We start from the raw sequence: 8,644 nt of genomic DNA on the forward strand, positions 1-8,644 counted from the left end.
TTTTAAAAGAAAATGAAAGGCTTATAAAGGAAAAAGAAACAAAAGAGAAAATCATATAAATAACACGATTAAGGAGTTAGAAAGTATGGAATTAGAAATTGGAAACGAACATATATTTATGATTAATCGATTGATAGAGGATTTTAATAGAATTTATAAAAACGCCTATAATAAGAAAAATAACGAATCCTCTCTTTCTTATATTATGGATATTGAAAATACTAATTTAGATTTGATGAAAACAATCGATATTAACGATTTTAAATAATTTAATTTTAATTAATTTTTATGCCATAGGCACGCCTACGGCGAGGAGAAAATTATGCAAGAGCAAAGAATAACGGTAACAATTAACGAAGACGGAAGTTTGGATTTGAAAACCGATGGAATTAAAGGAGAGGCTTGTTTATCGGAAGTCGAGGAAATTTTAAACGAACTTGCCGATATAAAAGAAGTTAAGAAAACTGACGAATATTATCAAAAAGTTAATGTTAGTCAAAAAAATATTAATATTCAAAAATAAAAAATAATTAATTATGCCAAAGGCACGCCGATGGCGAGGAGAGAAAAAAATGAGTTGTTTAGTAAAAACCACTACGCCTTTTATAAGCAAAGAAATACTTTTGGAGGCTTTGGAAAAATGCGGATACAAATACAAAATAGAAAACGGAAAAATTTATATTGTCCATTCAGATATGGAAGAAGAAATAAACAAAAAAGGGTTTATACCAGTAAAAATATCTAAAAATGGAAAACTTTATTACGAAAAAATTACAAATGTTGAAGATTTGGCTTATATATTCATATGGGAGGCATATTTTGAATTTGTAAGCGGAAAATATATTTTAAACCATGACAGTTGGAATAACGATATTTCTTCTTTTCTTATAAAAGTTGAAAAATCTTATAATAATGTTTACGAAATAAAACTTAAAGAAGAAGCGGAAAGACTCGAAAGAGAGAGACTTGCGTATATAGAATCTCAAAAGAAAGCTATAATGGAAAAAGCGAAAGCTAAAGGCTATAGAGTTGTCGAAACAAAAAAAGACAATAAAATTCAGCTTACTTTAGTTAGAGAAGTTAGATAAAAATTAAAATGCGACTCGCTCATATTAATAATAATTCGAGTATATACGGTTTTGGAAATACATTTGCAATCTGGATGCAAGGATGCGGTTTGAAATGTAAAGGCTGCTGGAATAAATCGATGCATGATTTTGAAGGCGGCTTTTATATAAAAACGGAAGATTTAATTATTCAAATAAAAGAAGCTACTTACAAATATAATATAAGCGGAGTTTCGATACTCGGAGGAGAACCTCTCGAGCAGTTTGAAGAATTATTAAAATTGATAAAACTTATAAAAGAATTAAATCTCGGAATAATACTTTACACTGGCTACGAAAAAGAAGAAATTAAATTAAGCGGAAAAGCGGAAATTTTCGATTACGCCGATTTATTAATCTCTGGGCGATATATCGAAGAGAGACGAAATATAAATAATCATTTGTTCGGTTCGGATAATCAAGTCATGGATTTTTTAACCGACAGATATAAAAACGAAGAGATAATTAACGGAACTTATGTGGAAATCGATATTGACGAAAACGGAAAAATCGATATGTATGGCTATCCCGATGATTTTTTCAATATAGTGGAGTAATTTATATAATTAAAAATTATGTGTATTTAAAAGTTAATTAATATTTTTTAGTCGTTTATTTACGCTTTATATTTTATGTTAATGCTTTTGACAAATAAAATTGTTTTAATATTGATTTTTTATCAATAAAATTTAGAATAAAAAATATGACAGACTATATAAACGCGATAATAAAAACGAATCTTTTTGAAAATATAAACAAAAAAGAAATTCCAAATATTTTAGAAAATTTTAAATCTCAAAAAAAATCCTACGATAAAGGAAATATAATAATCGACTCGGGAGATAAAGTAGAATCTATTTACATAATATTAAACGGAAAAATCGAAATATCTAAAGAATATGACGATGCGAGAAAAAATATTGTGAATATACTTGAAAGAGGAGAAATATTCGCCGAAGCGATAGCGCTTTCCACAAATAAAATATCGCCCATAACGGCAGTATCTTTAAGCGAAAGCGAATTGATAAAAATCGACATAAAAAATATATTCGATAATAATTTTGAAAAAAATAAAAATATATTTATAGAAAATTTATTAAAAATCATATCCGATAAAAATAAATTTCTTTCGATTAAAAACGATATTTTGAGTCAAAAAAGTTTAAGAAGCAAAATTATTTTATATTTAAAATATATGTCGAATATGCAAAAATCCAAAAAAATAACAGTTCCTTACAGCAGAGACAAATTAGCGGAATTCATTTCCGCCGACAGAAGCGCGCTATCGAGAGAATTAAATAGACTTGCAAAAGAAAAAATGATAGAACTTAACGGAAGCAAAATAAATATTCTAAATATATAATTTTTTTAAAATTAATTATTTCTAAAAAACAAAGCGGCGCAACCTAAAACTCCCGCATCGTTTCCCAATGAAGCGGGCTTTATTTCCAAATTGCGAACCATCATACGCAAACCGTAATTATTAACCGCTCTTTTAATATCGTCTATCATCATATCGAAATCTTTGCATAAACCTCCGCCAATAAGAACCAAATCCAAATCGAGCATATTCAAAGCTTGAGCTATCGACATTCCCAGATAATAAGAACATTCCGCTATAGTTTCTTTTGCCAAAATGTCTCCGTTTTTTGCCGCATCGAATAAAGCCTTCGCCTTTCCTTTATCCAATATTTCGTAAGTCAAAGAAGTTGGAATAAGATTTTTATGAATCTTCTGTTTTGCCATATTTATAAATCCCGTAGCCGAGGCGTATCTTTCTATGCATCCCGAAGAACCGCAATTGCATTTGTCTCCGTCTGGAACAACGAATACATGCCCAAGCTCTCCCGCTCCTCCCAAAGCTCCCGTGAATAATTTTCCGTTAAGGACTAATCCGCCTCCTACTCCCGTTCCCAAAGTGATAAACAATATAGATTGATAATTTTTTTCTTTACCGCTTCCGTATTTTGCCTCTCCTAAAGCGGCGGCGCTCGCATCGTTTACGGTTTGAACTGGAATATTGAATAAATCTCCTATATCCGAAAATTTTAATCCATGCAAACCAGGGACATTTTCCGCTCCTCCAATATGAACGGTTTCTTTATTTACTACTCCAGGACAATCTATTCCCAAACCAATCGCTTTATAACCAACGGGAATATTAGATTTTAATTTTTCAACGACTTCTTTTATTCTTTTTTTATGTTCTTCGGTTGTATGACTCGCATTAACTTCAAAACTTTCTTTATATAAAATATTTCCGTTTTCTTCTACAACGGCACCTTTCATTGAAGTTCCGCCAATATCTAAAGCTATAACTACATCTTTCATAATTTAATTTCTCCAAAAAAATAGTCTGGTATATTTTAGAATAAGAATTTAATTTGTCAAGTTTAATAAATTTATAATAAATTTATTAAAAAAGAGCATGCGAATTATACGACATGCCCTTTTAATCATAAAGAAAATTTTAATCGTCTTCTCCATACCATAATGTTCTCTTTATCAGCAATTGACAATTTTCTCCGTCTTTAAGAATATATTTTCTCGATGGTTTTTGCACTCTAATAAAAATATCTTCGCCGACTTCTTCGCTTCCAGCAACCTTTATCGAATAATCTACCATATCGCCTAAATAAGTGCTTCTGTGAATAGCGCCTTTTATTCCGCCAGAAGATACGAAATCTATTTCTCCAGGTCGACATGCCAAAGTGTCGATTTTATTATAATTTTCGGGAATATCCACTTCTATATTTCCCGCTATTTCATGATTTTTTACAAATATTTTTCCGTTTTTGAATATCACGGGAATAAAGTTCGACAAACCTATAAAACTAAACACGAATCTATTTATAGGATTATTATAAACATTTAAAGGAGTGTCAAGTTGTTGCAATACTCCGAAATTCATAACTAATATTCTATCGGACAAAGCCATCGCTTCCGCTTGGTCGTGCGTCACATATATTACGGTAAAGCCGAATTGTTTTTGCAAATCTTTTATTTCAAAACGCATCTGTTCTCTCAATTTTGGGTCGAGATTTGACAAAGGCTCGTCAAGAAGCATTACTTTAGGATTTGTGGCAACCGCTCTTGCCAATGCGATTCTCTGCTGTTCTCCTCCAGAAAGAGTGGAAGGATAAAGGTCTTTAGCGTAACTTAAATTCGTATGCTTTAAAGCGTTATTTACTCTTTTTTCTATTTCTATTTTATCAATATGCTTTATAGCCAAAGGAAAAGCGACATTATCCCATACTTTTAAATGTGGCCAAACGGCAAACGCTTGAAATACCATCCCGAAATCTCTTTTTTCTGGAGGCAAATAGAATTTTTTATAGCTTGAAGAAAATACCTTATCGTCTACGATTATCTCTCCATCGTCTATATCTTCAAATCCCGCTATCATTCTTAATGTCGTGGTTTTACCGCAACCCGAAGGTCCTAAAAATGAAAAAGATTCTCCTTGGTTTACTTCTATATTAAGTTTATTAACAGCTACGACTTTATTAAAGTTTTTTGTTATATTTACTAATTTTAATGACATTTTACTACTCCTGCTTTTGAAGTTTCGATATAAAATAACGAATTATACTTTCGGCGAAAAATATAATGACTAAAGTTACGGAAGCCAAAGCCGCCGCTCTAACTGTCTCTCCGTCTTCGTTTAAGGCGTATATTGCGACTCCTATAGTTCTAGTTTTAGGTCCGTAAAGCAAAACGGAAGTCGTAAGTTCTCTTAACGCTGGCAAAAATATAAGGAAAAAAGCGCTTATCATACCAGGTCTTACCAACGGAAGAACTATATTTTTAAGTGTTTGCCAATGAGTCGCTCCGCATGCTCTCGAGGCTTCTTCGAGCGAATCCGACACTTGCTCTAAAGCCGCAGAATTCGATTTTAAAGAAAAAGCCATATATCTGGCAATGTAGGCAACGAATATGATTCCAGCCGTATTATATAAATTGATTCCAAATCTTCCGCTCCAAGTAAGTATGACTCCCAAAGCTATAACCGTTCCAGGTAAAGAAAAAGGCAAAACGCCCAAAAATTCTATTATAAATTTTCCTTTAACTTTCATTTTTACTATAACATAAGAAATCATAACTCCGACAAGCATCGTAACAAATGCCGAAGATAACGATAAATATATGCTGTTTATTATGGAGTCTTTCGTCATTTTCCATTTAAATATTTCCACATAATTATCCCAAGTTAAACTTTCCAACGCTATCGGCAGTCCGTAAGTTTTTAATCCGCCTATAAAAAATATCGTAATAGTCGGCAATATGACGGTTATTCCTATATAAATTATGCAGAAAATAAATAAAGGAGTTTTTAATCCTCTGAGTTTTAAAACTACTGGACGCATACTTTTGCCCGCTATAATTTGGAATTTCCCTCTTTTCAATAGCATACTTTGAGCTTTAAGTATAATAGCAGCCGATATGACAAGAATCGTTGAAAGTATGGTTCCTATTCTTATCGCCGAAAAACTTCCCGCCGAAGCGTATATTCTCTCGTAAATTTTCGTAGGGATATTGTATATTCCTTTCTCCGTTCCTAATATTGCTGGAACTCCAAAATGAGCCAAAGAATATAACGCAACGAGTAAAGCTCCCGCCAATATACTCGGTAAAACCAAAGGCAATGTTATTTTTGTAGTTATCGTAAAAAGTCCCGCTCCCGATATTCTTGCCGATTCTTCGAGCGTAGGGTCCATTCTTTCAAGAGCGCTTGTAACTTGCAAGAAAACGAAAGGAAATAAATACATGCTTTCTATGGCGATTATTCCTCCCATTGTCATTATATCTATAGGAGATGACGATAGATTAAACATTTTTACCAATAACCTATTTATATATCCCGCATTTGGAGATAATAATATTTTCCAAGCCAAAGCTCCTATAAACGAAGGAAGCATAAAAGGAACGAGAAACATTATTTTCATGAATTTTTTAAATGGCAAATCTGTTCTTGCGACAAGCCATGCAAAAAATACTCCGAATAGAGTAGAAATGAATGTGGTCCCTATCGCTATTATAAGAGAATTTAAAAGCGCCGAATATGTGTCTCTATCGGTTAATACCTTTACGACTCCCGCTACATTTAATTTTCCATTTTCAAAGAAAGCGGTAAACAATATTAATAAAACGGGAACGGCTACTATAATAACCAATATAAGTATAGATAAAATTAAAACCAATTGGGCAATACTAATTCTTTTTAAAAAATCAATTATCTTTTTCATTAAAAAATCTCCTTATCGATTTCATTGTCGTTTTCGTAAAAAATTATATCGTTAAATGTTATAAAACAACTTTCGCCTTCGTTAAATATATAACCGTTTTGATGAGCTTCTTCGGTTTGTATTTGACTTCTTACGCTTATATTGTCGTATATATTAATTTTATAATCTATTATAGCTCCGAGCAGCGAAGTTCTTTCTATAATTCCTTCGATGCTATTTTCCGTTTTGGTTTTGGATATGTCCACATCCATCGGTCTTATTGCAGCCAAAAATTTATCTTTCCCTTTTATATCTTTATTCAATTCATAAGGAAAATCTTTATCGTTTTCAAATATAACGACTTTACCCTCTTTTACTTTTAAATGGATAAAATTTGCAAGTCCTAAAAATTTAAAAACGAAAGGGTCGATTGGATTTTTATAAACTTCCAAAGGAGTTCCTATTTGTCTAAAATTTCCTTTGTTGTCCATTACGGCTATTCTGTCGGATATCGCTAAAGCGACTTCTTGGTCATGAGTCACATATATAATCGTATTGTTCGTTTTTCTTTGAATATCTTTTATTTCAAAACGCATCTCCTCTCTCAAATTCGCGTCCAAATTCGTTAAAGGTTCGTCCAAAAGCAAAACATTATTATCCGCAACCAAAGCTCTCGATAAAGCGACTCTTTGCTGTTGTCCTCCTGAAAGCTGGTAAGGTAAACGGTCTTCCAAGCCTGATAAATTAACCATATCTATGGACTTTTGCGCCATCCTTTTCGCTTCGTTCTTTTCCACTTTTTGAATTTCCAAAGGATATATAACATTTCCCATAACTGTTTTATGTGGCCAAACGGCATAATCTTGAAAAACTACGCCCGCTTTTCTATTTTCGGGTTGAACGAATACTTTCGGATTTGACGAAGCTACTATATTGTCCGATATCGTTATAGTTCCTTTATCTGGGACTTCGAATCCCGCTATCAATCTTAAAACTACGGTTTTACCGCAACCCGATGGTCCGACTATAGTAAAACATTCTCCAGAATTAACTTCAAAACTCAAATCTTTTAAAATATTTTTATTCTCAAAAGATTTAAATACATTTTTAAATAATATATTTGCCATTATTTCCTCTCAAAATTAAAATAAAATTATACCTTATTAATTTTTAGTTTAATTTTTAATAAGGTATAATCGAATTAAAATAATAAATAATTTACTTATTCATTATTTCCGTAAATTGATTGATGATGCTTTCTTTTTCGCTTTTTAAGGCTATATAATCTATTTTCATCGCTCTTTCAACCGCTTCTTTAGGATGAACTAATCCAGATTTTTCGTCTATATCCACATCTTCTCTAACGGGCAAAGTGTAACTTGAAGCTATTATTTTTTGTCCTTCGGCAGATAAAAGGAAATCTACGAATTTTTTAGCGGCTTCGAGATTTTTAGTTCCTTTCATTATGGCGACTGGACTTGGTATAACTATCATCTCTTTAGGATATACGAAACCCAAAGTAGCGCCTTTCGCTATTTTGTCCAAAACTATATAATCTACTCCCAAACTTGCGACTAAATCTCCGCTGGCAGTATCGTCAACCACTTGTCCAGAACCTTGTCCCATTTTAGCGCCGTTTTCTTTTAATTTATTAATATAATCCCAGCCCATATTCTTTTCTATTAAAGCTATAGAAACCATAGCCGTTCCAGATAACGCGGGATTGGCTATCGCGAAACCGTTTTTATATTCTGGTTTTAATAAATCTTCCCAAGAAGTCGGAGGATTTTTAATCTTCGTAGTGTTATACACTATTCCGAGCGTTCCGAGTCTTGCGGGAGAAAAAGCGTTATCGGGGTCTTCTACGGGACTTACCACATTAGGCAATTCGGAAGAAGCGTAAGTTTCCAATACTCCTTCTTCTTTTAGCGAGTAAAAATCTGGAATTTCGCTTGTCCATAAAACATCTACGCTTAATTGTCCAGATTCTCTTTCAGCCGCTATTTTTGCCATTAATTTGCCAGCGCCAGCGGAATAATAGTCGAATTCTATATCGGGATATTTAGCCGTGAATTCGTCTCTGATTTTTCCTATGATAACTTCTTTCATAGAGGTATAAACCATTAACTGTTCTTTTCCCTCGCTGCTTGAATTACCGCAGGACACCAAAACCCAAAAGCATAAAAAAAGCATGAATGAATATAGTCTTTTCATAATTGAAAATACTCCTTTGTTAAAAAATTTTTTATTTATAACTAAACAAGGATTTTTTATTTTCCTTGATAAGCTATCGAAATTGATTGAAGTTAAAAA

Annotated in this window: 10 protein-coding genes; 5 read left to right on the top strand and 5 right to left on the bottom strand. The window is 32.5% G+C overall.

Features of this window, described 5'->3' with window-relative positions; translation table 11 throughout:
* The first annotated feature begins 85 nt into the window (after nucleotides 1-85).
* The 5 genes from EZH24_RS03970 to EZH24_RS03990 all read left to right on the top strand — a co-directional run bounded on the left by EZH24_RS03970 (nucleotide 86) and on the right by EZH24_RS03990 (nucleotide 2,469).
* Complete coding sequence (locus tag EZH24_RS03970) at nucleotides 86-268, top strand: hypothetical protein (protein ID WP_137997832.1); 183 nt, start codon at nucleotides 86-88, stop codon at nucleotides 266-268.
* A 54-nt stretch (nucleotides 269-322) separates the two neighbouring features.
* A complete protein-coding gene (locus tag EZH24_RS03975; RefSeq protein ID WP_137997833.1) occupies nucleotides 323-523 on the top strand; it encodes a DUF2997 domain-containing protein in 201 nt (66 codons plus the stop codon).
* Between the two features lie 49 nt (nucleotides 524-572).
* On the top strand, nucleotides 573-1,088 hold the full coding sequence (locus EZH24_RS03980; protein ID WP_137997834.1) for a hypothetical protein: 516 nt from the start codon (nucleotides 573-575) through the stop codon (nucleotides 1,086-1,088).
* A gap of 8 nt (nucleotides 1,089-1,096) precedes the next feature.
* Nucleotides 1,097-1,663 carry a 4Fe-4S single cluster domain-containing protein gene (locus EZH24_RS03985; RefSeq protein WP_137997835.1) on the top strand — a complete coding sequence of 189 codons (567 nt, stop codon included), beginning with the start codon at nucleotides 1,097-1,099 and terminating at the stop codon, nucleotides 1,661-1,663.
* 146 nt (nucleotides 1,664-1,809) lie between these two features.
* Nucleotides 1,810-2,469, top strand: coding sequence for a Crp/Fnr family transcriptional regulator (locus EZH24_RS03990; protein WP_137997836.1), 660 nt, complete (start codon nucleotides 1,810-1,812; stop codon nucleotides 2,467-2,469).
* A gap of 11 nt (nucleotides 2,470-2,480) precedes the next feature.
* Here the strand turns inward: EZH24_RS03990 and EZH24_RS03995 are convergent, their stop codons facing one another.
* The 5 genes from EZH24_RS03995 to EZH24_RS04015 all read right to left on the bottom strand — a co-directional run bounded on the left by EZH24_RS03995 (nucleotide 2,481) and on the right by EZH24_RS04015 (nucleotide 8,545).
* Nucleotides 2,481-3,437 carry an ROK family protein gene (locus EZH24_RS03995; protein ID WP_137997837.1) on the bottom strand — a complete coding sequence of 319 codons (957 nt, stop codon included), beginning with the start codon at nucleotides 3,435-3,437 and terminating at the stop codon, nucleotides 2,481-2,483.
* 139 nt (nucleotides 3,438-3,576) lie between these two features.
* Complete coding sequence (locus EZH24_RS04000) at nucleotides 3,577-4,650, bottom strand: ABC transporter ATP-binding protein (protein WP_137997838.1); 1,074 nt, start codon at nucleotides 4,648-4,650, stop codon at nucleotides 3,577-3,579.
* A 4-nt stretch (nucleotides 4,651-4,654) separates the two neighbouring features.
* Entirely contained in the window at nucleotides 4,655-6,352 is a 1,698-nt protein-coding gene (locus EZH24_RS04005) for an ABC transporter permease (protein WP_137997839.1), read from the bottom strand.
* The gene (locus EZH24_RS04010) at nucleotides 6,352-7,458 is read right to left on the bottom strand and encodes an ABC transporter ATP-binding protein (protein WP_137997840.1); all 1,107 of its coding nucleotides are present in this window, start codon (nucleotides 7,456-7,458) and stop codon (nucleotides 6,352-6,354) included. Before EZH24_RS04010 ends, EZH24_RS04005 begins: the two co-directional genes overlap by 1 nt.
* Before the next feature lie 91 nt (nucleotides 7,459-7,549).
* Nucleotides 7,550-8,545: an ABC transporter substrate-binding protein gene (locus EZH24_RS04015; RefSeq protein WP_137997841.1), complete on the bottom strand. Its 996-nt coding sequence runs from the start codon at nucleotides 8,543-8,545 to the stop codon at nucleotides 7,550-7,552.
* Between the last annotated feature and the right edge of the window lie 99 nt (nucleotides 8,546-8,644).

Source organism: Brachyspira catarrhinii, from assembly GCF_005518285.1.
Taxonomy (GTDB): domain Bacteria; phylum Spirochaetota; class Brachyspiria; order Brachyspirales; family Brachyspiraceae; genus Brachyspira; species Brachyspira catarrhinii.

Bases quoted from the DNA above. Each gene is read 5' to 3' on its own strand.
- EZH24_RS03980 (WP_137997834.1), top strand. From the start codon at position 573: ATGAGTTGTTTAGTAAAAACCACTACGCCTTTTATAAGCAAAGAAATA.
- EZH24_RS03970 (WP_137997832.1), top strand. From the start codon at position 86: ATGGAATTAGAAATTGGAAACGAACATATATTTATGATTAATCGATTG.
- EZH24_RS03975 (WP_137997833.1), top strand. From the start codon at position 323: ATGCAAGAGCAAAGAATAACGGTAACAATTAACGAAGACGGAAGTTTG.
- EZH24_RS03990 (WP_137997836.1), top strand. From the start codon at position 1,810: ATGACAGACTATATAAACGCGATAATAAAAACGAATCTTTTTGAAAAT.
- EZH24_RS03995 (WP_137997837.1), bottom strand. From the start codon at position 3,437: ATGAAAGATGTAGTTATAGCTTTAGATATTGGCGGAACTTCAATGAAA.
- EZH24_RS04005 (WP_137997839.1), bottom strand. From the start codon at position 6,352: ATGAAAAAGATAATTGATTTTTTAAAAAGAATTAGTATTGCCCAATTG.
- EZH24_RS04010 (WP_137997840.1), bottom strand. From the start codon at position 7,458: ATGGCAAATATATTATTTAAAAATGTATTTAAATCTTTTGAGAATAAA.
- EZH24_RS03985 (WP_137997835.1), top strand. From the start codon at position 1,097: ATGCGACTCGCTCATATTAATAATAATTCGAGTATATACGGTTTTGGA.
- EZH24_RS04015 (WP_137997841.1), bottom strand. From the start codon at position 8,545: ATGAAAAGACTATATTCATTCATGCTTTTTTTATGCTTTTGGGTTTTG.
- EZH24_RS04000 (WP_137997838.1), bottom strand. From the start codon at position 4,650: ATGTCATTAAAATTAGTAAATATAACAAAAAACTTTAATAAAGTCGTA.